Raw genomic sequence first — 23,272 nt, 5'->3', positions numbered from 1 at the left:
TAGTATTCACTTCGTTCATACTTGGTTTGGCTAATATGATTTCGCCAAACCGCTCTACAAGGGAAAACCTATGGTTTTCCCGTTTCGTCGTCGCTCACTTCGTTCGCTGAACCCTTTCCTAAGTTGTAAAAGAACATTTATATCGCGTCCCGCCTATCGATAGACTTAGTCCGCCTGTGGCGAGACTTAGTATTCACTTCACCTTTATATTATACCACTTATTTTTCTTTATTTGCCTTGATTTTCTGCTTTATATGCTCTCTAAAGTTTCCAGAAAACACATGAGTGCCGGAGCCAGTTGAAACAAAAAATAAATCCTGGCTTTGTGCAGGATAGAGCGCGGCATGCAAAGAATTAATGCCAGGGCTGCAAATTGGGCCAGGCGGCAGACCTGTGTGCAAGTAGGTGTTATATGGCGAGTTTATTTTTGTATCCGCAATGCTAAGCTTTTCTTTGTGCTTGCCAAGAGCGTAAAGCACCGTTGCGCACGATTCAAGGCGCATTCCTTTTTTCAACCTATTTTGAAAAACACTGGCTATGTGCGGCCTCTCGTACGCTTGTACCGCTTCGCGCTCTATTATGGATGCAAGTATAACTACCGAGCGTTCGCCTAAGCCAATTTCTTGTGCATGATTACGCATATCAGGCGTAAAGTTTTTATAAAACTCCGCGCGCATGTTGTCGGCAACGCTTTGTATGCTTTGCCCTGGTGAAAAATAATAGGTTTGAGGAAACAGGTAACCTTCAAGGTTATTTTCTTTTACATAGGCATAAAACTCAGCTTGTTTTACCACTCCACTTTCTTCAAGGCGCTTTGCAATTTGCAATGCGTTAAAACCCTCAGGTATAGTTACTTTTATTTTTTTACCGCCGGTTTTTGATGTTAGCTTTTGTGTGATAGTTAAAAAATTTTCAAAACGCGGGGTAAATGTGTAAAGGCCGCTTTGCAATTTTGCATCTGCACCTATTGCTCGCAAAAATAGCAGATACATTTTCCCAGATGGCACAACCTTTGAGCGTTCCAAATGCATTGCCACTTCGCGCGCGCTATCACCTAAGCGCACAACCACGCTTACATTGCCCATTGGAAGTTTTAGCCACAAGGCGGTGCTTAAAACAAGTATTAATAAAATTATAGTTGTTAGCGTTTTTTTAGCCATAAATCTGAAAACTCATCATTGATTTTTTGCGTTTCTTGCGCGCCAAAATTCTCTTGCGGTATTACCGGCTTCACTTCTGTTTTAAGAAAAAGCTTTTTTAAAAATTCATCGGCGCTTTGCACTGCGGACCCTGTTCCTGCCAAGCGTTTTTTTATGCCTTTATCATTTGTAACAACAACTATGTTTGATGGATTATTGCTTTCACCAACTAATTTAACAATGCGGTCATCGGCGCTTTGCCCATCTCTGCTAAAATAAATTTCTATGCCGCAATTTGTAAATTCACTCTCTGGAAACGCCCAATTTGACATATCTTTCGGGCCGTCAAAAACAATGGCTATTTTATTTTTACCGCATGGATTATTTTCAAGCAGGAGTTTTATCAGCCGCTCTCTTTGCATTTCAAGAGTGCCGGCGAAAAACTTACCGGAGTTGTCCGATTTTATTACATTATAGCCGTCTATTATAAAAAGCATCGCCATTTTAACCCCGAATTTTGCAATGGATTCGGAATTCGTCAAAAGATATGGGACATTTTTATCCGCAAAACCTTTGCTAATGGAATTACCATTCGCTACAGTTTTATGGCACCCCCCTCTACAGCTATCCCAGTGGGGGAACGCTTAGGTGTTCCCCCCTATGTCAAAACTGCCTCCATCTCTTTCGCCTCTGTTCTTCCCCTTCGGGGTCCAAAACCACACAAACCCATTGCAAAGTTCGGGTTTAGATCCCACTGCGAACAATTGCCAAATACCAAATAAACCTACAATTAGCCACTTATTTTATGCGCATCCATATAGGCCTGTAAAATTATGCAGGCGGCAAGCTTATCTTTTGCGCCGGTTCTTTTTGCCCTTGAGATATCTGCCTCGTCTATTAACATTCTTTCTACCTGCATTGAACTTAAGCGTTCGTCAAAAAACTCAACGCTGATAGAGAACCTTTCATTTATTTGTTTGCCGTATGCTCTTGAAAGCCGGCACAGCTCACCCTCACTGCCGTCCATATTTAGCGGCAGGCCAAGCACCACCTTTGTTACTTTTTTTTCAGTTATAATTTTTTCTATTGCCGCAAAATCGGTTTCTTTGTTTTTTCGTTTGAGTGTAAATAACGGCTGAGCGGTTATGCCAAGCATATCTGAAAGCGCCATGCCTACCCTCTTTGAGCCAAAATCTATACCAAGAATTCTTTCCACTTTTTCCTCAATTATCCAAATGATTTATTTAGGGGGCACTGAAAAACTCCTGTCCCTTAATCTGTGTAATCAGGGTTTGCTGCTTTGCAAATCCCGGCGTAAAATATCTAACGCGGCATTTGCGGCGCGCTCACGAATGTCTAACCTGTTACCAAAAAAATTATATTTGTACACTTCTTTTTTATTTGGCGTGCATAATGCAATGTAAACAAGGCCAACTGGCTTTTCTTTACTGCCGCCGTCAGGGCCTGCAAGGCCTGTTATGCCAATAGCGTAATCGCACATAGAAAGTTCTCTTGCGCCTTCGGCAAGCTCTATTGCTACCTGTTCCGATACGGCTCCGTAACTTTGAAGCGTTTCTGTATTTACTTTAAGTGTTTTTTGTTTTGCCTCATCTGAGTAAACAACAAAACCCTGCTTAAAATATGCTGAACTTCCCGGTACGCTTGTGATTTTATAGGCAACAAGCCCACCGGTGCACGATTCGGCTAACGCAATAGTTTTATTTTTTTTTACGAGCAGTTCACCAACAACGCTTTGAAGTGTTTGCGTGTCTTGACCGAAAATACTCTCGCCTAAAACCTCAACAAAGCGTTTTTTTAACCTTTGCAGTTCGCTTTCTACAATTTGCGCATTCTCACCCATTACAGTTGCTTTTATATCTACAATCATCTGATGAGCAAGAATTGTAAATTCCGCAATGTAATTAGGAACACTCTGAGGTGTATTTATTATTTCTCTTATTTTATCGTCAACAACCGACTCACCCATACCAAATATACGCAAAACAAATGATTTTTTTGTTTGTTTAGTTTTTGGCCTCAGCTTTGATATTAGTACTTCTTCAAACATTGGCAACAACTCGCGCGGCGGTCCCGGCAAAAGCACAACTTTCACTATTTTTTCTTTTGAGCCGCTGCCTATTTTTGCTTCCAAATACTGGCCAGGCGCGGTGCCAAGATGGTTTGTAAGAATTTGCGCGCCTTCAATTAACTGTGCCTGAGTTTGATTATTTTTTGGTATATCTTTTATGCCCCTGTTTGTAAAGAACGCATTTATTTGTAAAAGTGCCTCTTGGCTAATAATAAGTTTTTTACCAAGCGCCTGCGCAATGGCATCTCTTGTAAGGTCATCAAATGTGGGGCCAAGCCCGCCGGTAAGTAACACCACATCGCTTCTATTGGCGGCACCAATAAACGCCTCTTTTATTTCTGCTATATCATCGCCGACACTAACGCAACGGCTAAGCAAGAGTGCGTTGCGCGACAACAACTCACCAATTAAAGCAACATTAGTGTTTAGTTTTTCGCAAAGGAGTTCGGTTCCTACGCAGATAAGTTCAATGCGCATAATTTATTTTTGCCGGTTTGTTAATTATAAAAACCTATTTTTTTCTCGCCTGGCTGTTGGTTTTGGGCTTTTATTTCGCCAAAGCGGGCTTCGTATTTATCTATGTTGTCTTTTAATGCGGCAACAAGCATTTTGACATGGGCAGGCGATGTAATTATGCGGCTTCTTACTTTTGCTTTTTTGTTCTGTGGCTGGGCAAATATAAAATCTAGGATAAACTCATTTTCTGAATGGCCAATCATTGCCAGGTTTATGTAAGCACCCTGTGCAGTTACATCGTCAATTTCAATGGCAATTTCCTGCTGTTTTTTTAAATCTTCCATTTAAGCTCCTCCTAATATCGCGTCCCGCCTGTAGGCGGACTTAGTATTTCACTTAGCTCATACTTGGTTTGGCTAATATGATTTCGCCAAACCGCTAACAACGGAAAACCTTAGGTTTTCCCGTTTCGTCGTCGCTTGTTCCGCCAACGGGGGACTGCGCTGAACCCTTTCCCCGCCTTTGGCGAGGTCTAGCCTCGGACTGACTAAGTTGTAAGAGAACATTTATCGCGTTTATTATTCATAATTGTATTGTTGTATAGCCAATTATTGTTACAAGATAGGGGTATTGCAATTATATTTTAATGGCTTTTACAAGCTCATTTATATCGGCTTTCATACGCAACGGTTTTGGCGCGCAGGCAATTGCTCTATCGGGGTCTTTTAGCCCATGGCCTGTGAGCACGCAAACAATTTTTGTATGGAGCGGGTTTTTACAGTTTTTCTTAAAATAATTATTTTTTGTGTACTTTATAAGCCCCGCAATTGATGCCGCCGAAGCTGGCTCACAGTAAACACCTTCGCATGCGGCAACAAGTTTATATGCTTCTAAAATTTCATCGTCGGTTACGCTGTCAATTACACCACCCGACTCATCTCTTGCGGCAATAGCACTCTGCCACGAAGCAGGGTTGCCTATCTTTATCGCGGTAGCTATTGTTTGTGGGTCTTCAATAGGCCTGCCAAGTACAATTGGGGCAGAACCGGCCGCTTGAAAACCCATCATCTTCGGCATACCGTAATTTGGAAAAATTGAAGCGTACTCTTTATAACCCTTCCAATAAGCGGTTATATTGCCGGCATTGCCAACCGGCATAAACTGAAAGTCGGGCGCTTTGCCAAGAGCGTCGTAAACTTCAAAAGCTGCTGTTTTTTGGCCTTCTATTCTATAAGGGTTAACCGAATTTACAAGTGTTATAGGGTATTTTTCACTTAACTCTCTTACCATTTTAAGGGCAACATCAAAGTTTCCGTCTATGGCTATAACCATGGCGCCGTGCATAACCGCTTGAGAAAGCTTGCCAAGAGCAATATTTCCATCTGGAATAAGAACGATGCAGCGTATTTGGGCACGCGCCGCATAGGCGGCGGCGGCGGCAGATGTATTGCCTGTAGATGCGCAAATAATTGCCTTAGCACCCTCTTCAACGGCTTTTGTTACTGCCATTGTCATACCGCGGTCTTTAAATGAACCAGTTGGGTTTAGCCCCTCGTATTTAAAAAATATCTTTCCTGCAAAACCAATTTTATTTCCAAGGTTTTGGGCTGGGATAAGCGGAGTATTGCCTTCAAGCAAAGTTATTATTTGTGTTTTGTCGGTAACCGGCAAGAAGCGCCTGTAATGCTCAATTAAACCTTTGTAAGCCATAATTTATATCCTTCATTAAGTTATTTATTAACTGTGATTTTAACTATTTGATAGAGTAAAAGCAATGAAATGCAGAACCGCGAACATAGCGTTTTTTTGAAATTGATAAGCAAACTCTGCGTTTACCTATCTTTGACAATGACATGTAATTGTTATAGAATTTACTGTCAAATGAACAAAAAACTCTTTCTTAAACCTCTTATTATTCCGCTGTTATCTGCAATTGTGGTTATTTTTGCATATAAGATGATATTTTCGCAGCAGGAAAATTCTGTGCCCCCTTTAACTGAGCAAACCCAAAAAGAAACTCCGCCTGCACAAACCCCGAAGTATGTGCGTGGCATTCACCTTACTGCATGGGTTGCAGGCTCAAAAAAACTGCGCGCAAAATTTGAAAAATTAATTGATGAAACCGAGCTAAACTGCACTGTTATTGATATTAAAGAGTACGAAGGTCAAATTTATGTTCCGGGCTACAAACCGGCTGACACGTACAAAGCAACGCTAAACGCCATCCCTGATATAAAAACATATCTGGAACACTTAAAATCAAAAGGTATCTACACCGTTGCAAGAATTGTTGTTTTTAAGGATGATATTGCACCAAGAAAAAATCCAGCTATGGCCGTAAAAACCTCTACCGGCGAACTTTGGAAAGACAGAAAAGGATTAACATGGCTTGACCCATACAACAAAGATGCTTGGGAATATAACATAGGCCTTGCAGAGCATGCGGCAGACCTTGGTTTTGAAGAAGTCCAGTTTGATTACATTCGTTTCCCATCCGATGGGCAAACCAAAGGGTGCCGTTACAGCCAAAAACATTCTTCCTTAACCGCCTCTGTGGCGTTAGTCGATTTTCTTAAACTTGCAAATGAAAGATTGCGCAAGAAAGGAATAAATACATCAATAGATGTTTTTGGTTTGACCACAACCGTCACAAACGGCATGGGCATCGGTCAAAAAATGGTGGAAATGTCGGAACATATTGACTTTGTGTGCCCTATGGTTTACCCATCTCACTACGCAAAAGACGAGTATGGAATTGCAAACCCAAACCTAAACCCTTATAAAACCGTTTACATAAGCATTAAAGGCGCAAAAAAGGGCATGGGTAAAAATTCAATAAAGTTAAGGCCATGGCTGCAAGATTTTTCGCTTGGTGCTCACTATGGACCAAAACAGGTTCGCGCGCAAATTCAAGCGTGTTACGATAACGGTGTTGGCGACTGGCTTTTATGGAACCCCCGGTGCGTTTACACACAAGGTGCCTTAAAAGATAAAGAAGAAGAAAACAAATACGAAAAACTCTCAAGCACCCAGGCCGCCGTAGAGCTATATCCTGCAAGTAAAGAAAGTACTCCTAAGCAAAAAATGATCTCATCTTCTGAAACAGTAAAGACAACCCAAAGTGCCGTTGCTCAAGAGGTTTCATTAAGCACCAAAACAACGGAAACTCAGGAAATAAAAAAATCTACCGGTATTACAACTGTAAAAAAATCAAAATCAACTAAAACAAAAACTTCAAAAAAGAAACCTGCCGCAAAAACAAAAAAATCCTCAAAGTAAACCAATCCATTTCCAATAAATTTAAAAACTGTTATTGTAAATAGAAAAAGCACCTTTATGTAATTAAATGTAAAGGTGCTTTTTTATGACTGCTTCTTATGGTTTTTGAATATATTACCTAACACTCCAATATTTGTGCATCTGCTCTACAATGCGCACATTTATAAGTTTGTTGCTTGCCAAGTTATAAAAATCCCATAACTTTTTAAGGTTAATTTTTTTATTTTTTGGTAATGTTGCCGGTTGTAAAACCACCGGAATATTTTTTGATACAGAGCCAACAAGCGACACCGCTTTTGAAAACTCCATTACTGTCGTTTTATTTTCAAGCACTATTTTTACAAATACTTTTTTGACTGAACTTTTAAGAAATGCTTTATGAACTTGCCACAACTCTTTACCGCAAGCAGAAGGGAGTTTAATATCCATTGCCACAACATCTATATATTTTTTTATTTTTTCAAACTCTTGAGGCATTGTGCCATTTGTTTCTAAGTAAATTTTAAGGCCTGATTTTTTTAGCATTGGCGCAAGCACAGCAATAAAATCTGCATGCAACATGGGCTCGCCACCTGTAAAAGAAACCACTTCCGGATTTAATTTACTTTTTTTTAGAGCTATTATTTTTTCAAGTGTTTGTGTAACAGAGTATTTCTTTCCAGCATTTGCCTGCCTGGTTTTTTGCGTATCACAGTAAAAACACTCCAAATTACAACCCGAAAAACGTACAAAAATTTGCGGCTGGGCTAAATAAACGCCCTCGCCTTGAAAAGAACAAAAAATCTCGTAAATATTGGCAAAACTTGCTGTCATTATTGGTTCCCAACAGGGTCAATTGCACCGGCATTGCTAAAACCAGCCGCACGAAAACGGCAAGAGTCGCACACACCGCAAGGTTTTGCTTCGCCTTTATAACACGACCAGGTTTTTTCAAAAGGCACACCAAGTTTTTGCCCAAGTTTTATTATTTGGGTTTTATTCAAATTTATTAAAGGCACTTCTATTTTAATGCCGGCACCGATTTCTTTTAAAACACAATTAAGCGCCTTGTAATATTTTGGCCTGCAGTCGGGGTAACCAGAATAATCTACAGCGTTTGCTCCAATAAATATTTTCTGTGCGCCAATACTTTCGGCAAGTGATTGCGCGAAAGAAATAAAAATTGTATTTCTGCCGGGCACATAGGTTGAGGGCAATTGCCTAAATTGTGTGGGTGCGCCAGATTGTTTTTTAAAATTATTTTTTACAGGAATTTTTTGCTCTTTGTTTATAAGTGAGCTTTTTGTCCAGGGAAGCGATATATTTACTATTTGCAATTTTAGTCCGGCACTTTTCGCAAGCTGTTTAGCTGACTTGACTTCTTTTTTATGCCTTTGCGCATAATCAAAAAAAAGACAGCTGCACTCATATCCTTTTTTTATGGCGTAATAAAGCACAGTTGAAGAATCTAACCCGCCGGAAAGTAAAACCACCGCTTTTTTATTTTTATTCACTTTAATCACCATAAACACAAGCGCAAGATGCTTCACTTTCCCAAACACAAACCTTTCGCGCCAAAACCCCGCCTGGCAATTGGGCTTTTATTCCGTTTAAAATATACTCAGCTATGTTTTCTGCTGTAGGGTTTGTTTTATCAAACGGCTTCGTTTCGTTTAAAAATGAATGGTCTAAATTTGAAAACGCTCCCTCTAACATTTTTTTAAGTTCTGAAAAATCCATAACCATTCCAATACTATTAAGTTTCTGGGCGCCCACCACAACCAAAACTCGCCAGTTATGACCGTGCAACCTTTCACACTTGCCTTTATACTCACGCAAAGCGTGCGCGGCTGAAAAGTACTTTTCTACAGATATTTCATATTTCATTTTTACCCTCACATACAAAAAATCAGTCAAAGTTTATTTTTACAACCGGCTGAATTTTCCTGCCTAAAAATTTCTCGCCCACGCTTTTAAACTTCTCAGGGGCATCGCTTACAAAAAACTTGTAAGACCCGCGTTTTTTTGAGCTAAGCATATTTTTTTCTTTTAAAACATCTCTTGCACAAAGGGCGGTGGCACTTGCAGAATCAATTAACCTGACATTTTTACCGGCAACCACACCTATAACCTTTTTTAAAAGCGGATAATGGGTGCACCCTAATACCAGTACATCTATTTTTTTTGCTTTAAGCGGCGCAATGTACTCTTTTGCAATTTCATAAGTAACCGGCTTTGTAAGCCAGCCCTCTTCTACAAGAGGCACAAAAAGCGGGCACGCGTTTGAAAAAACATTTACTCGCGGATTTAGTTTTTTTATGGCCTTAATGTAAGATCTACTTTGAACAGTGCCATGCGTTCCTATAACGCCAACTCTTAAATTTTTTGTGCCTTTGAGTGCCGCCATCGCGCCAGGCACAATAACACCAAGCACAGGAACCGGAAGTTTTTGAAGTTTCTCCAAAGCAAAGGCCGAGGCAGTATTACAAGCAACTATTATAAGTTTTACATTATTATTTAACAGGAACTTACATATTTCTTGAGCGAATCGGCTAACCGCTTCTTTTGACTTTGAACCGTAAGGCACGCGTGCGGTATCGCCAAAATAAATTATGTCTTCCCCGGGTAAAAGTTTTGCCACCTCGGCCATAACTGTAAGGCCGCCAACGCCTGAGTCAAAAATTCCAATAGGTTTCAAGTTCATGTTTTCCCCATGCTTTCTCTTCTTGCAAAATATTTTTTAACTGCATCATAAATTGAATCGGCAGTCTTTTGCCGAAAATTTTCTGAGTTAAGCTTTGCCTCTTCACCCGGATTAGAAATAAATGCTGTTTCAACAAGCACCGATGGCATTTGCGTGCCGCGCAAAACATAAAAGCCCGCCTGCATAACACCGCGATTTTTTTGACTTGTTCTCTTTACAACCTCACCTGAAACAAAACAACAAAGCTCAGATGCCTCATTTATAAATTCGTTTATAACCATAGATGCAAGAATGTTTTCCAAACGGCTTTTTTCCTGCGACGATTTAGCTTCAAGCTTAATAACAGAGTTTTCTAAAATTTCAGTGGCGGCAGCCTCGGGGCTTGAAGCATTTTCCGAAAGAAAATATATTTCAAAACCAGTCAAATCTCTATCTAACGAAGCGTTGCAATGCACCGAAACAAATAAATCAGCTTTTTTATGGTTTGCAAAAGACGCTCTATCATACAAAGGAATAAAGGTGTCATCTTCGCGGGTTAAATATACATCAAAAGCACCATCTTCTTCAAATAATGCTTTAAGTTCTTGCACTATTTTTAAGTTTATATCTTTTTCGTTAGTGCCGTTTTTACCAACTGCGCCGGGGTCGTGCCCGCCGTGGCCTGCATCAAGCACAAGCACCTTTCTTCTACCCCTAATCGACGGCTCCCTATTTCCAACAATTGCAACCGGCTCCGTAACAACCGCGGCCTTTAATGACTTAAATTTTTCCACTTCCTGTGGCGCTTGCAACCTATTTTTTACAGAAACTTTGCGCTCTTTTGCCAAAGCAGGTTTTTGTGCCGCACTTTTTATAATTTGTGTATTTTGATTGGCTGTGTCGGTAGATGCAATTTCCTCTTGCACCATACTAGAAACAAATTCGGTATTAATTGTTTGCGTTGAACCTTCTATAACGCACTCGCCTTTAAAAGAATCTGGCAACGGGCCTGCCTTATCTGTTCTTACAACACTAACTACAACGCGCAATGGCTTTGAAAGCACATTTACTTCGACATTGCCGGCACCCTCTTCTAAACGCACAATCACCTTTGCCATACGGCCAGTATTTTTTAGCGCAACTTCTTTTATAACACCATCATCAATGCCAACGGTTTCTTCAAAAACCCTGCCACGCAAAAACTGCAACTCAAGCTGGTTTTTGCTTTGTTCAACAGCATAATCTAAGTTTTCAAGCACCGCAAAAGTAAGAACGGTTTCATCATATTTAGAGTAAAACCTTGGAGCGTAAACATTTACTATTTTTTCTACCGTAAGTACACCGTTTTCTTTGTTAAACTCAGATTTACTACCGCTAAAATCGGAAAATTTTTCCGCGCTAAGCAAACTTGTAGGCACATATAACTTGCCCGAAACATACTTTGACGGCAATTTCATTCCAAAAGGTTTGCCATTTAACGAGGCACGCGAACTCTTTACAAAAATATCAAGCCGCTGGTTGTTCATAGAAAGCGAAACCTTGCCACTTGCGGCCTTCCAGCTTGGCACTGCTTTGTAAACATTTGCAACATCTTGCGCCAAAAAATAATCTCCAGCCGAAAACTTGTAAAGCCAAATTGCATCTTTTGACTCACCATCAACAACAGGTATAATGCTCTCTTTTTCAACGGCAAACGCCGCAGATGCAAATAAAGTAAATAAAACTATCAATAAAAATAAGTGTTTTTTGATCATTATTATGTTTTTATGTGTTAATGATACCATAAAACTAAGGCGATGACAAAAAGAATTAATGATATAAGCTGTCGGTTTTATGATGTAAAATTACAGGAAGGAAATAACTATTTTCTGCGATATATTAAAAATATGCATAATCTCTTTTGTTGGAAATGTAAACATGATAGCCATTTTTTGAAAGGCTAAATAATTTCTGTTGCTTTTGCATAAAGCATTGGCAGGCAATCCTGCTTCATGCGGAATTTTGTGCCGTGGTTGTGCCCAGTACGAGCATCAAAATCTACAAGAACTTTTCCTTCTTCCAACGCTTTTATAAACCCATCAAAACTGAACTTCTGCAACATCATTACTTTTATGTAGTGATAATATTCTTTGCCTCGTTCAATTTTTACTTCTGCTTGAACATAAAAAGCATTAAGCAACTTCGTTCCTGCTTTGTGCTCCAAATCATCAAAACCCCAATAGGGTTGTGGGTTAAGCTCACCAAGTCCAACACATTTTTTAATAGATCTAAGCCAATCTTTATGACGCATATCTACACTTTTCGAATCAAATGAAATTAAAACTTTTCTTTCATCTCTATCAATGACAACTTTAAAACCTCTATCGCTTCGCGAATTACCATGAATTGTTTGTCTAAAACTCATTTCCCCTTTCTGGTACTTATTGCCAGCTTCACCGTGAGGCCACCCATAAAAAGGCGCCAACACTTGTGGCACAAAACGTATAGCTCGTGGAGATGGCTCAATATGGAATAATGTAGTTAAAGATGATGTATTTACACGCTGTGTTTTAAGTTCCCATTCTGCGGCATTAGGTATTGGCAAGTTGTTTTCTTTAATGCCAAGAAGATCCTCTAGAGTGTTGCCAATACCTCCATGATTTCCTTTCCGAGCATTTTGAATCCAGCCCATACCTGAAATTTCTTTCAATCTGGTTATCAATTCTTGTTTAGTATAAGTTTTAGGTTTCTTTATTGCCATATTATTACCAAAGTTTAGTTTGGGCTTGATGTTTTTTAACCCTTTCAATTGCCATTTCGCAATATTCAGGTGAAATATCAATACCAATATAGTTTCGTTTAAAATTTATTGCCGATATTGCTGTTGTGCCTGAACCCATAAATGGGTCAAGTATAACCTTTGCATCAGTGGATGAAACAATTCTGTCTATCAAATTTACAGGGAATGCAGCTGGATGGTCATTGTTCATTTCTTGCGTAAATTCCCAAACATCACCATAGGCATTCGCTTTTTGTACAAGCTTAAATTTTGGTTTTGCAATTAAATAAATCACTTCATATGTTGGCAGAAAATAACCTGCATTAAAATTTAGACCACCCTTTCGTTTCCAAATAATAATTTGACGCACAGGGAAACCACTAACAATATCATGGCGGTCTTGTAATAAACCACCCTGCACGCGCCATTTGTGATTATAAAAGATTGCTCCCGTTTCCGATATTAATCTCATCATCTCATTCAAACAATCTTTCTGCCATTTTACATATTCTTCGTGAGGCATGCAGTCGGCATGGTGTGTGTAGCCATTTTGCAATGCGGCATTCGCCCATTTTCCACCGCGACCACATTTCATACCGTTGCCTGTTGAATTTTTAAGATTATATGGTGGAGATGTAATTATTAAATCAACCGATTCATCTGGCATCTGCTTCATAATCTTAACAGTATCACCGCATATTATTTTGTCTAGAAATTTATCTCTGAGACATTCTTTTTCTTTCAGAACTTTCTTTGAATTCATCAGATAGTGACTAGTATTTTCGTTAGTATCTTTATTGTTTCTGTTAAAAAGACTTGTATGCATGATTAATTAATTCCCCAAAACATCAATATTTTGTAAATTCTATTTGTTTTAGTATCCCATTTAGTAGTGCTTAAAGTCAAAATGCAAAACTAAAACAATTCCAAATTTGGTGGAGGCGGCCGGAATTGAACCGGCGTCCGCAAGTGTGTCAGTCAGGTTCCTACAGGTTTAGCCAGCGTTTTGTCTCGCCTATGCGCTATCTGCCGGCGGAAACGCACATAAGCCAGCCCCGTTGTTTTCTCGCCCGCGCGGCACGCGACAACACCTAACGGGCAATCCTGCTCTTGTCGTTTTATCCCCTTAGCAGGAGTTAGAGGTAAAACGTAGCCGCGTTAAGCAGCTAATGCCATGTTGTAATTAGCATTTATGTTTTGGTCGAATTATTACCGAGCCTCCGACCAACTCGGACCTGCCACCTGTGCGTATCCACCCACGTCGATGCCTGATCGCCCCCAAATTCTATTTTAAAAACTATTATATTGAAATTTTCGCAAACTATTTTTATAGTTATTTTCTTTTTGACTTAAAAAAATCTTGCATTAGTTGCGCACACTCTTTTGCTAAAACTCCGCCTGTAACTTTTATGCGATGATTTAGCTTTTTATTTGCCGCAACATTCATTAGTGTGCCGCAAGCACCCGCTTTAACATCAGATGCACCATAAACTATTTGCGAAACCCTTGCCCACACACAGGCACCAGCACACATTGGGCACGGCTCAATGGTTGCATACAAAACCGCATCATTTAACCGGTAATTTTTTAGCTTTGCTCCAGCTTTTTTTAAAGCAATTATTTCGGCATGAGCAGTTGGGTCGTGTTTTGTAATTGGGCTGTTTTTGCCTTTTGCAATTACCTTGCCATTTAGCACAACAACTGCGCCAATTGGCACTTCACCCTGTGTAAAGGCCTTTTTTGCCTGATCAAGGGCAATATGCATAAAATATTCGTGATTTTTTGGCGCGGCGGGAAGTTTGTTTGTCACTTTCCCTCAGAGAAGAAAACCGCGCCCAAGAGGATTTGAACCTCTAGCCTTCTGATTCGTAGTCAGACGCTCTATCCAGTTGAGCTATGGGCGCAAATTTTTATTTTCGTTGTTACAATTTTGTTGATTTTATGGCATTTTGACAGATAAGTCAAATTAACTCGCCGATAATGCCTTAAGCACAACATCAAAGCAACTCGCACCTTTTATAACACAGATAAGATAAATAAGTTACATATCGCAACTTGCAAACTTTATCGGCTTGCACCTGTTAAAGCGCACTCAAAAAGTATATAATACAGCCACTATGGAAGAAGTAATTCTTAAAGGCGATGTTTTAAACGATGGTATTGCTTACGGCAAGGTTTGCCTTTTTCAGGAAGACCTTATTGAAGCATCGCCTAAGTATAAAATTTCGCAATTAGCCATTATTAAAGAAAAAGCACGGCTGAAAAGTGCTATGGAAGAAACCAAACGCGAGCTAAAGGAATCGTACGAGCGGGTTTCTAAATTTATTAGCAAAGCTGAAGCCGAGGTTTTTAACGCGCATATTCTTATGGTTGAAGACCCGTCTTTTCTTGAAAAAATAAGCGGCTACATTGAGCATGAACTTATTAACGCCGAGTTTGCCGTACAAAAAACACTTTATAACTACGAACAAAGATTTCAAAGTATTGCCAACGATTACATAAAAGAACGCGCACAGGATATTCGCGAAATTGGTAAAAAAATAATTAGAAATATGGGTATGAAACATGAGCAGTTTATGTGCTCTAACTGCCACGCAAAGTCCTCAATTATTGCAGCTAAGCTGCTTTCCCCTTCGTTAATTGCCGGGCTTTACAATAAAAATGTCTCAGGCATTATTGCCCAAGAGGGTTCGCAAACTTCACACGGTGCAATTCTTGCAAAATCTATGGGTATTGCCTGCCTTATAAATGTACCAAATGTTTTGGATTACCTTGGCTGCGGCAAAACTGTTTTAATTGACGCGGAAAAAGGCGAGCTTTACATAAACCCATCGGATGCAACTTTGGAGCGCTTTAGCAAAACACTTGGCAAAAAACAAAAAGAAAAATACAACAGCGGCTACCTACTTACAAAAGATAATGTTAAGGTGAACTTATTTGCCAATGCCGGCTCGATTGCCGATGTAAAACACGCAAAAGAACATAGCATAAGGTCGGTTGGGCTTTTTAGAACAGAGTTTTTGTTTTTGGGAAGAAAAATCGAGCCAAGTGTACCGGAACAAGTGGAGATATATAAAAAAGTTATGGATGAGGTGGAGGGCACTGTTACTTTTCGCCTATTAGATATTGGCGGAGATAAGTTTATTGATTTTATATCGCTGCCCACACAAGAAAACCCGGGACTTGGTTTGCGTGGTTCAAGAATTTACCAGCTTTACCCAAACATTATTTCTAACCAAATTGAAGCGTTGCTTTTGGCGAAAGGCGCGCGGCCTATGAATATTCTTGTGCCTATGGTGTCTACAGTAACTGAGTTTTTAAACACAAAAAAACTTATTTTAAGAAAGCTTAACCAGCTTAATACACGAAATGCAATTGCTGGAGAAAACCTAAAAATTGGCTGTATGGTTGAGGTGCCCTCCGCTGTTTACCTTGCGCAATATCTTGCGCAAGAGGCCGATTTTTTAAGTATTGGTACAAACGATTTAATTCAGTATATAATGGGCGTAGATAGGGCAAATGCCCACCTTGGCGATCTGTTAAACCCGCTACAGCCGGCAATTATACGCGTGCTTGATGCCATTATTAAACAGGCAGGGCCGATCAGTAAAGAAATAACTGTTTGCGGCGAGGTTGCAAGCGACCCAAAAATGGTTAAGGTTTTATTTGGCCTTGGATACAGAAACTTAAGTATTAACTTGCACAGGATAGAAAAAATTGGCGATGCCCTCTTGGAAAACACCAGCGATGAGATGGTTGAACTTGCGCAAAACCTGCTTCAGGCGCGCGCAATGAAAGTTGAGCATTGATTTAACCTAAATATACCTGCCAAAACTACAAAACACTTCTGCTTACAAAATAATTTTTATAACTTATAATTATATCCTGTTTTATCCCAAACGCTTTTTTCTTCCATGCATAAATATGTATAAGTTTTTGGCAGGTACCAAGCGCACCAACTGCCAAAATTTTTATAAATATCTTCTCTAACACTTTGACTGTACCGCAGTTTGCCGTCATAGCCCAGCAAAAGCTCTTCATTTAAAATTTTATTTTGCGGAAACCTGTTTTCTATTGCTTTTTTTAATTGCGGCGTCATACGCAATGTACCCACGCTTAACCAAATCACGCTTTCTACCGGCACTGTTGCGACTATCTGCTCTATTACTTCTTTGTATTCGGTTTGCCAATTCGGGTATTTAATTACCGGGTCAAAGTGAAACCCAATGCTGTAGCCGGCTTTTGCGCACGCTTTTGCCGCTTCAAGCCGCTGTTGTAACGATGCCGTATAAAACTCATTTTCATCTATAAGTTTTTGTGGGTTAAGCGACCAGGAAACTACAACATTTTTAGACGGCCTACACTCTAAAAGATTAACGATGTTCGCACTTTTTGTTTTAAATTCAAAGTAAATGCCTGGTGTTTTGTAAAAAAACTCTGTTATAACTTTTGAAAAACCGCTTATGTGGTCAAAAATAAGCGAGTCGGTAAACTGGCCGCTGCCCACCCTTCTTTTGCCAAAAATACCACCTATGAATGCGGTTTTGGAAATTTCTGGCAGGTGGTCTTGCAGGTTTAGCGGCAAAATTATGCCCGGGAAGTTTTGGTACTCCTGTAAAAAACAATACGAACATTCAAACGCACAGCCAAAGCCGATATTTAAAATTTCATACCCACAACAAAGCGCGTCTTTCGTGCAGGGGCAGGGCTTAAAAAAATCGTACTTTTCAGTTACAAGGAATAAACTTTTTGCTCTTTGATTGTATTTTTCAAACGAGTGATTGCAGTTTTTTGCAAACTCTTTAAGAGAGTTTATTTCTTCTATGGTTGCATTGGGGTAAGCATGGCGGGCATTTGCTAATTGTATGCTTTCTTGCAGGCCCTTTTCGTAATATATTTTTTCTGGCACTGGAACACTGGGGCAAATTTTTACCTCTGCACTCTCTGAAATATCAAGCTTTGGCAGATAAAACTGCTTTGTTTTAACCACACCGTAGTGTTGCGGATACCTTAATTTTAAAAGCTCACTTTTTACACCTTCAAACTTTTGCGCACGAATCTGCAAAAGCACTTGGCTTGGCAAAATACCATCTCGTTTTGCTATTTCATAAACCAGACGGGACACTTCACGGTTTTTATTTATACCGAATTTTTGGAATTTTTTGCTTACAAGCTCAGCAATATGGTTAGGGTTAAGCATTTTTTATAAATGAAACTAAGGCGTTGGAGAGTTTTTTGCAGGAGTTTGATAATTTTTCTTTTTCGCTTTGCGATAACTCGTACATAAGTTGTGCTTCAATTGGATCGGCAACATAAAATAACGCAGTGGCACTAATGCCTACTTTTTGCGCCGCAGAAAAAACTATTGATGCTTCCATATCTACACAAGATATTTCGCTTTTTTTTATGCCCTCTACATACTCCTTTTCAAGCACGAGCGATAAAACGCTTATGCAAGTTGCAGTTTTAGCAAATATCATTTCATTTTTCAGCTTTTCAGTCATCACTCGGTCTGCAAAAAAACTTTTCTCTGCAGGCTCGCCATTAAGCATTTGTAAAAAACTATCAGCGCTGTATGCACGCTCTACTATTTGAATTGTACCAACTTCTTGCCCTTTGGCACTCGCGCAACTGCCAAAAAGAAAAATGTTTTTGCACTTTGTTTGCCCTAAAAGCAAAACAATATCGCCAACGAGCAGATTATATTTTGTTGAAATTACAGTGGCAAAACCGCAATCTATACTTTTGGCAAATTTGCCTTTTTGCACTTTGGCGCTGGAGGCATTATCGGTAAAAAGGCCGGCATCAGGCGATGGGCAAATGATACAATTTTTATTAATCGCACTTGGCAACACTCCAAAATATTTCTCAAATAGTGTCATTTTAGTTGTGATTTAAAAGTAATGTGACTATGTAAATTAAATAGAAAACACCGCCAAATAAAAGCACGAATGGCGATATTTTTTTGGTACTTCGTAAAGTAATATACACAAGAACTCCGGACGCTATTGCTATTATTGCAGACAAAAGCGCAAGGCCGCTTATGTGCCACGGCGTAAACAAAAGCCCTACCGAAACAGGAAATGTTGATTGAAAAACCATTGCGCCAGTAATGTTGCCAAAGGCAAGAGGGTCCTTGCCTTTAAGCGTCCATGTGAAACTGTTAAACTTCTCGGGCAGTTCGGTTGCTATTGGCGCAAGAATAAGCGCAAAAAGCAGTGGACTCATGCCAAAATATATTGACACTTGTTCAAGCTTTCCAACAAATATGTGCGCACCAAAAACCAAAAATGCCAAGGCAAATGCTATCTGAGAGAGTACAAGAGACAAACTGCAACACGGTTGTTTGTTTGCGCTAAATTTTGACAAAAATTTTGAAAAGTATATTTCTTCGCAATGTTCTACCTGCGCGCCTTCACCTTTAATGGTACAATAAAGGTAGTATCCGTAACCTAAAACCAAAAGCCCAGCCAAGATGGGCTTTATTGCGGCTCCGAAAATTAAAGGAACAAATACTCCAGCACTGTACATTGGTATAAAAAATGAAAGATCCCTTGATGCAGAGTGTACCTCAACATTAAACTCAAATTTACGCCTTTTGCGCAAAACCCCTATAATTATTGCAACACCAACAACCGCGAAAGCAATTGTAGCAAGCATAAATGGAGCGCCCAATATGGCGCCTATGCCTATTTCTGAACCGGCACTGCCAGCCTTTGAACCAAAAAATATAAGTGCGACTACAGGCAATATAGTTTCTGGCATTGCGGTGCCCACAGCGGCAAGTATGCTGCCAACCACCGCCTGTTTTAATGCAAACTTTTCGCCAAGTGCTTCAACACCATTTGTGAAAAGTTCTGCTGCCATTAAAATTAGTAAAAGTCCTAAAAGCAAAAAAATACTTGAAATAAGCATAAAACACTCCTTGATATTATTGCTGAACGCAATTATATATTATTGATTGATTATTGACAATGAAGGTATTTTTACTTATACTTTTATCTCTAAACTCTTTTAGGTTTAATACGGAGTAACTGCATGAGTTGTGCTATTTTTTACTTTTCTTCTACTGGAAATTCGCTTAGCGTAGCCAAGAAACTTGCCTCTTCGCTTGGCGGTGCTGAGCTTATTGCTATAAAAAATGCCGTTTTAAACAATCAAATCAACCTTGATGGATACGATAAAGTTGGCATTGTGTTTCCTGTTTACGCATGGGGCCCTCCGAATATAGTGGCAAAGTTTGCATCAAAGTTAAAAAATGGCGAAGGTAAATACATTTTTGCCGTTGTTACGTATGGTGGCATGCCTTGCGCAACGCTTAGTATTTTTGACAAGATGCTTAAAAAAATAGGTTTAAAGCTTGCTTGCGGTTTTGGCATTGCTATGCCAGGTAACTACATACCATTATATGGCGCAATATCACAAAGTAAGCAGGAAAAAATGTTTGCAGAGGCCGATAAGAAAATAGAAAAAATTGCAACTTATATAAAATCTGGTAAGAAAGGTTTTATTCAAAAAGGTTCTGCTCTCACAAATTGGCTTTTTTCCGGGATAATATATAAAGGCGGCATTAAAGCTTTTGCCAAATCGGACAGTAAGTTTTGGGTTGACCAAAACTGTACAAAATGCGGTATCTGCGCAAAAGTATGTCCTGTAAAGAACATTATACTTGTTGACGGCAAACCAACATGGCAAGGCAATTGCCAGGCGTGTATGGCGTGTTTGCAATGGTGCCCAACAAAATCAATTCAGCAAGGTAAAAATACCGCCAAAAGAAAAAGATACCACCACCCGCAAGCAAAACTTGAGGATTTTTATGTCTAAGTGCAACGAAGGCCGCTATGGCAGAGTGTTTATAGGCCGGCTTGAATTTGGTGACGACTTGCTTGAAAAACTAACTGAGCTTTGCCGCAGCAATGAAGTTAAAGCCGGAACCATTAACGCAATTGGGGCCGTGCAAAATGCCAAGCTGGGATATTATAGCCAAAGCGAAAAAAAATATACCGGCTGCGTTGAAATTGATAAAAAACTTGAAATTGCGTCTTGCACCGGAAACATATCGCTAAACGATAAAAATGAGATATTTGCCCACCTGCACATTGTTCTTGCCGATTATAACGCTCAAGCATTTGGCGGACATCTTATGCCAGGCACAAAAGTTTTTGCAACAGAATACTACATTGAAGAAATTATAAATGTTGAACTTAAACGCTCAAAAGATGAAGTAACCGGCCTGCCGCTTTGGAAAAATAAATAATTAGAAAATTTATATCATCCGCATGCGCCCTTGCTTTACTTATTGCAAGCGCGCTTTGGCGACTTTACTTCCTTATGACTCTCAAACAAAAAAACGGAGGGTTTGATGAAAAGCTATAGAAAAGAAGTTTGGATAAAAACGAGTGAGCAAATGGAATTTTTAAACATAACTCCTGAAGTTGAAAATGCCATTGAGCAAAGCGGCATTAAAGAGGGCTTGTGCCTTGTAAACTCTATGCACATAACCTCAAGCGTTTTTATAAATGATAATGAACGCGGACTGCACAAAGATTTTAAAAATTGGCTTGAGGAGCTTGCACCGCAAGGCCCCTTATCAAAATATTCACACAACCTGACAGGCGAAGATAATGCCCATGCGCACCTTAAACGGCAAGTGATGGGTAGAGAGGTTGTTGTAGCAATTACCAAAGGTATGCTGGATTTTGGCCCATGGGAACAGATATTTTATGGAGAGTTTGACGGCAAACGCAACAAAAGAGTGCTTATAAAAATTATTGGAGAGTAATCCTTTAAGCTTCACCAAAAACTATATTGCAAAATAATAATTTCTACTTTTGGCAAGAAGTAAACAAAGTTATAAAATTGCACACTTACCACTGACAAAAAAACAAGAAAATTGCTATAATTGACAGCCAATGCAATGAGGAAGGATGGCCGAGCGGTTGATGGCGCTGGTCTTGAAAACCAGTGTAGGGTTATACTCTACCGGGGGTTCAAATCCCTCTCCTTCCGCCATTTTTACAAACAAAAATGGTAAAGTTACAGAACCCTACCTAAACAAAACCTCAACCTCAATTGCCCCTCGCAGCGAATTAACCAAAAAAACTTTATCCGCGCTAAGCAACTCATCTTTTGTAATAATTTTTTCAAAAACCCTGCCCGAAATTACGCCACTATTTTGTAAAAAATATTTTTTAGGTATTATTTTTTCACCAAGTAAACTCTGCCTATAAATTCCACCTAGCAGACCACAAGATATTGGCGGTGTAAAATACTTGTTACCTTTTTGAATTACAACATTTGTAATGGCACCTTCGGTTATTTGCCCTTTTTCGTTTTCAAAAATAACATCAAAAAAACCTTTTTTTCGCGCGCGCTCATGCTCAAGGTTGTAAATTTTGCGTTGAGTTGTTTTATGATAAAGAAATACATCTGTTGAAATAACTTTTATTTTAGAAAGCGCTGCTTTCTCTAACTGTGAAGTTTGTGGTTTTATACCGTCTGCGTTAATACAAAATTCACCGTTTTTAAAAAGCTCAAGGCGAACCTTAAACCTGCCTGTTTTGTTTTTAGCACGCACTTTTTCAAGCTCAGCTTTTGTTTTTTGCAAATTAAACACAAAACCAAAATACCGGGCAGAACCCGCCATTCGGCTTAAATGCTCTAAAAGCCATAAATATTTATCGTTATAGAGCAGTATGGTTTCAATAAGCTGAAACTTTAGCTGATTTTGCGTCAAAAATTTTGATTTAAGCAAACACTCCTCATACTCCAAAGAGGCATTTGAGCTGTATGTTATACCGCTTCCAATACCCATAACTCCTGTTTTGTTTTTTTTATCTAACACTAGCGTTCTAATTGCAACATTAAACTCGGCTTTGCCATTTGGCGCGAAGTAGCCAATAGCGCCTGTGTAAACACCTCGTGGTGTTTTTTCAAGTTTATCTATTACCTGAATTGTGGCAAGCTTTGGCGCGCCCGTAACGGAACCTGAAGGGAAAAGGGCTCCAAAAATTTCTACAAGGTTACACTTTTCTTTAAGGTAACCTTCAACGCTTGAAGTCATTTGAAAAAGCGTTTCGTACTTTTCCACCTTAAAAAGTTCTGTTGTTTTTACGCTTTGCCTGCGACAAATTTTTGTAAGGTCATTTCTAACCATATCTACAATCATTATGTTTTCTGCCCTATTTTTTGGGCATTTTTCTAAAACGCTTGCGGCAAGCATATCGCTTGCGCTGTTTATACCGCGCTCTGCGGTGCCTTTCATAGGGCGCATGGTAATTTTATTTCTGTTTTTTTCAAAGAAAAGCTCGGGAGATAGGGAAAGTATAGAAAAATCTGAAGTATGTATGAGCGCACCGTAGTCAACGCTCTGCCTTCGCGCAAGGTTGTTATAAAGTTCAAGCGGTTCCGCGGAGTATTCAAACCGGCACATAAAAGTAAAGTTAACCTGGTAAGTTTTGCCAAGCGCAATTAACTTTTTAATTTGGCCTATTTTTTTTATGTATTGCTCACGCGTTGTGTCAAAGCTTATTTTATTTACACCAATATTCTTACTGTTATCATTTTCGCTTTTTATTTTGTCAGTTGACAACTTTGTTGAAACCTTTTTATACACACCAAACCAAAGCAGCGGCATTTTTGAAGTATTTATTTTTGATGGCACTATGCCGTTAAGAAATACTCCTGCCTCATAACTTATGAAACCTGCCACCCAAAAACCGGCTTTTATTTTTTCTTCAATTTTTAATAAGCAGATTTCTATATCATTGGCTTTGTGGCAAGCTATTACTTCAAGCGGATATGAAAATACATATTGCTTTAGCGCGCTTGAGCCAAAAACACGCTTTTGGAAAAGTATTGAGTTTTTTTTGAGGTTCATTTTTGTTTGT

23 protein-coding genes, 2 tRNA genes and 1 other RNA gene are annotated in these 23,272 nt (G+C 39.3%); 6 read left to right on the top strand and 20 right to left on the bottom strand.

Annotated elements, in window-relative coordinates:
- Nucleotides 1-218 precede the first annotated feature (218 nt).
- The 6 genes from mltG to thrC all read right to left on the bottom strand — a co-directional run bounded on the left by mltG (nucleotide 219) and on the right by thrC (nucleotide 5,394).
- Nucleotides 219-1,160 carry an endolytic transglycosylase MltG gene (gene mltG, locus M0Q46_03020; protein ID MCK9582580.1) on the bottom strand — a complete coding sequence of 314 codons (942 nt, stop codon included), beginning with the start codon at nucleotides 1,158-1,160 and terminating at the stop codon, nucleotides 219-221.
- A complete protein-coding gene (locus M0Q46_03015) occupies nucleotides 1,142-1,642 on the bottom strand; it encodes an NYN domain-containing protein (protein ID MCK9582579.1) in 501 nt (166 codons plus the stop codon). The genes mltG and M0Q46_03015 overlap by 19 nt, the downstream gene beginning before the upstream one ends.
- Before the next feature lie 287 nt (nucleotides 1,643-1,929).
- Nucleotides 1,930-2,355, bottom strand: a complete 426-nt coding sequence (gene ruvX, locus M0Q46_03010) for a Holliday junction resolvase RuvX (protein ID MCK9582578.1) — start codon at nucleotides 2,353-2,355, stop codon at nucleotides 1,930-1,932.
- Between the two features lie 69 nt (nucleotides 2,356-2,424).
- On the bottom strand, nucleotides 2,425-3,705 hold the full coding sequence (locus M0Q46_03005; GenBank protein ID MCK9582577.1) for a competence/damage-inducible protein A: 1,281 nt from the start codon (nucleotides 3,703-3,705) through the stop codon (nucleotides 2,425-2,427).
- A gap of 20 nt (nucleotides 3,706-3,725) precedes the next feature.
- Nucleotides 3,726-4,028, bottom strand: a complete 303-nt coding sequence (locus tag M0Q46_03000) for a DUF3467 domain-containing protein (protein ID MCK9582576.1) — start codon at nucleotides 4,026-4,028, stop codon at nucleotides 3,726-3,728.
- 292 nt (nucleotides 4,029-4,320) lie between these two features.
- Nucleotides 4,321-5,394 carry a threonine synthase gene (gene thrC, locus M0Q46_02995; protein MCK9582575.1) on the bottom strand — a complete coding sequence of 358 codons (1,074 nt, stop codon included), beginning with the start codon at nucleotides 5,392-5,394 and terminating at the stop codon, nucleotides 4,321-4,323.
- A 171-nt stretch (nucleotides 5,395-5,565) separates the two neighbouring features.
- Between thrC and M0Q46_02990 the strand changes: the two genes are divergently transcribed.
- Nucleotides 5,566-6,963, top strand: coding sequence for a putative glycoside hydrolase (locus M0Q46_02990; GenBank protein MCK9582574.1), 1,398 nt, complete (start codon nucleotides 5,566-5,568; stop codon nucleotides 6,961-6,963).
- Between the two features lie 114 nt (nucleotides 6,964-7,077).
- Here M0Q46_02990 and M0Q46_02985 read toward each other — a convergent pair whose 3' ends face one another.
- The 10 genes from M0Q46_02985 to M0Q46_02940 all read right to left on the bottom strand — a co-directional run bounded on the left by M0Q46_02985 (nucleotide 7,078) and on the right by M0Q46_02940 (nucleotide 14,287).
- Entirely contained in the window at nucleotides 7,078-7,776 is a 699-nt protein-coding gene (locus tag M0Q46_02985; protein ID MCK9582573.1) for a 7-carboxy-7-deazaguanine synthase QueE, read from the bottom strand.
- Nucleotides 7,776-8,456, bottom strand: coding sequence for a 7-cyano-7-deazaguanine synthase QueC (queC, locus tag M0Q46_02980; protein MCK9582572.1), 681 nt, complete (start codon nucleotides 8,454-8,456; stop codon nucleotides 7,776-7,778). The genes M0Q46_02985 and queC overlap by 1 nt, the downstream gene beginning before the upstream one ends.
- Nucleotide 8,457: 1 nt before the next feature.
- Nucleotides 8,458-8,829: a 6-carboxytetrahydropterin synthase QueD gene (gene queD, locus M0Q46_02975; GenBank protein ID MCK9582571.1), complete on the bottom strand. Its 372-nt coding sequence runs from the start codon at nucleotides 8,827-8,829 to the stop codon at nucleotides 8,458-8,460.
- A 22-nt stretch (nucleotides 8,830-8,851) separates the two neighbouring features.
- Nucleotides 8,852-9,646: a glutamate racemase gene (gene murI / locus M0Q46_02970; protein ID MCK9582570.1), complete on the bottom strand. Its 795-nt coding sequence runs from the start codon at nucleotides 9,644-9,646 to the stop codon at nucleotides 8,852-8,854.
- A complete protein-coding gene (locus M0Q46_02965; protein ID MCK9582569.1) occupies nucleotides 9,643-11,379 on the bottom strand; it encodes an N-acetylmuramoyl-L-alanine amidase in 1,737 nt (578 codons plus the stop codon). The genes murI and M0Q46_02965 overlap by 4 nt, the downstream gene beginning before the upstream one ends.
- Before the next feature lie 185 nt (nucleotides 11,380-11,564).
- A complete protein-coding gene (locus M0Q46_02960; GenBank protein MCK9582568.1) occupies nucleotides 11,565-12,413 on the bottom strand; it encodes an MvaI/BcnI family restriction endonuclease in 849 nt (282 codons plus the stop codon).
- Complete coding sequence (locus tag M0Q46_02955; GenBank protein MCK9582567.1) at nucleotides 12,370-13,209, bottom strand: site-specific DNA-methyltransferase; 840 nt, start codon at nucleotides 13,207-13,209, stop codon at nucleotides 12,370-12,372. Before M0Q46_02955 ends, M0Q46_02960 begins: the two co-directional genes overlap by 44 nt.
- Before the next feature lie 107 nt (nucleotides 13,210-13,316).
- Nucleotides 13,317-13,663: a transfer-messenger RNA gene (gene ssrA, locus M0Q46_02950) on the bottom strand.
- Nucleotides 13,664-13,716: 53 nt separating this feature from the next.
- Nucleotides 13,717-14,193, bottom strand: a complete 477-nt coding sequence (tadA, locus tag M0Q46_02945; protein ID MCK9582566.1) for a tRNA adenosine(34) deaminase TadA — start codon at nucleotides 14,191-14,193, stop codon at nucleotides 13,717-13,719.
- A gap of 20 nt (nucleotides 14,194-14,213) precedes the next feature.
- Nucleotides 14,214-14,287 (bottom strand) — tRNA-Arg (locus M0Q46_02940).
- A 213-nt stretch (nucleotides 14,288-14,500) separates the two neighbouring features.
- Between M0Q46_02940 and ptsP the strand changes: the two genes are divergently transcribed.
- A complete protein-coding gene (gene ptsP / locus M0Q46_02935) occupies nucleotides 14,501-16,192 on the top strand; it encodes a phosphoenolpyruvate--protein phosphotransferase (protein MCK9582565.1) in 1,692 nt (563 codons plus the stop codon).
- A 56-nt stretch (nucleotides 16,193-16,248) separates the two neighbouring features.
- On the opposite strand, the gene M0Q46_02930 is transcribed toward ptsP, so the two are convergent.
- The 3 genes from M0Q46_02930 to M0Q46_02920 are packed head-to-tail and all read right to left on the bottom strand — an operon-like array spanning nucleotide 16,249 to nucleotide 19,298.
- A complete protein-coding gene (locus M0Q46_02930; protein MCK9582564.1) occupies nucleotides 16,249-17,583 on the bottom strand; it encodes a hypothetical protein in 1,335 nt (444 codons plus the stop codon).
- On the bottom strand, nucleotides 17,576-18,265 hold the full coding sequence (locus M0Q46_02925) for a hypothetical protein (protein MCK9582563.1): 690 nt from the start codon (nucleotides 18,263-18,265) through the stop codon (nucleotides 17,576-17,578). The genes M0Q46_02930 and M0Q46_02925 overlap by 8 nt, the downstream gene beginning before the upstream one ends.
- Nucleotide 18,266: 1 nt before the next feature.
- Entirely contained in the window at nucleotides 18,267-19,298 is a 1,032-nt protein-coding gene (locus tag M0Q46_02920) for a hypothetical protein (GenBank protein ID MCK9582562.1), read from the bottom strand.
- A 123-nt stretch (nucleotides 19,299-19,421) separates the two neighbouring features.
- Here M0Q46_02920 and M0Q46_02915 point away from each other — a divergent pair, with 123 nt between their 5' ends.
- The 4 genes from M0Q46_02915 (at nucleotide 19,422) to M0Q46_02900 (ending at nucleotide 21,395) form a co-directional block, all read left to right on the top strand.
- Nucleotides 19,422-20,207 (top strand): EFR1 family ferrodoxin, encoded by a 786-nt coding sequence (locus tag M0Q46_02915; GenBank protein ID MCK9582561.1) that lies wholly within the window; start codon nucleotides 19,422-19,424, stop codon nucleotides 20,205-20,207.
- A complete protein-coding gene (locus tag M0Q46_02910) occupies nucleotides 20,200-20,640 on the top strand; it encodes a DNA-binding protein (protein MCK9582560.1) in 441 nt (146 codons plus the stop codon). The genes M0Q46_02915 and M0Q46_02910 overlap by 8 nt, the downstream gene beginning before the upstream one ends.
- A gap of 105 nt (nucleotides 20,641-20,745) precedes the next feature.
- Nucleotides 20,746-21,165, top strand: a complete 420-nt coding sequence (locus tag M0Q46_02905; protein MCK9582559.1) for a secondary thiamine-phosphate synthase enzyme YjbQ — start codon at nucleotides 20,746-20,748, stop codon at nucleotides 21,163-21,165.
- Nucleotides 21,166-21,304: 139 nt separating this feature from the next.
- Nucleotides 21,305-21,395 (top strand) — tRNA-Ser (locus tag M0Q46_02900).
- Between the two features lie 34 nt (nucleotides 21,396-21,429).
- Here M0Q46_02900 and pabB read toward each other — a convergent pair.
- A complete protein-coding gene (gene pabB, locus M0Q46_02895; protein ID MCK9582558.1) occupies nucleotides 21,430-23,262 on the bottom strand; it encodes an aminodeoxychorismate synthase component I in 1,833 nt (610 codons plus the stop codon).
- Between the last annotated feature and the right edge of the window lie 10 nt (nucleotides 23,263-23,272).

This window comes from Endomicrobiales bacterium (assembly GCA_023228045.1).
Lineage (GTDB): Bacteria > Elusimicrobiota > Endomicrobiia > Endomicrobiales > JALOBY01 > JALOBY01.
This window is presented reverse-complemented; position numbering and strand designations above follow the sequence as displayed.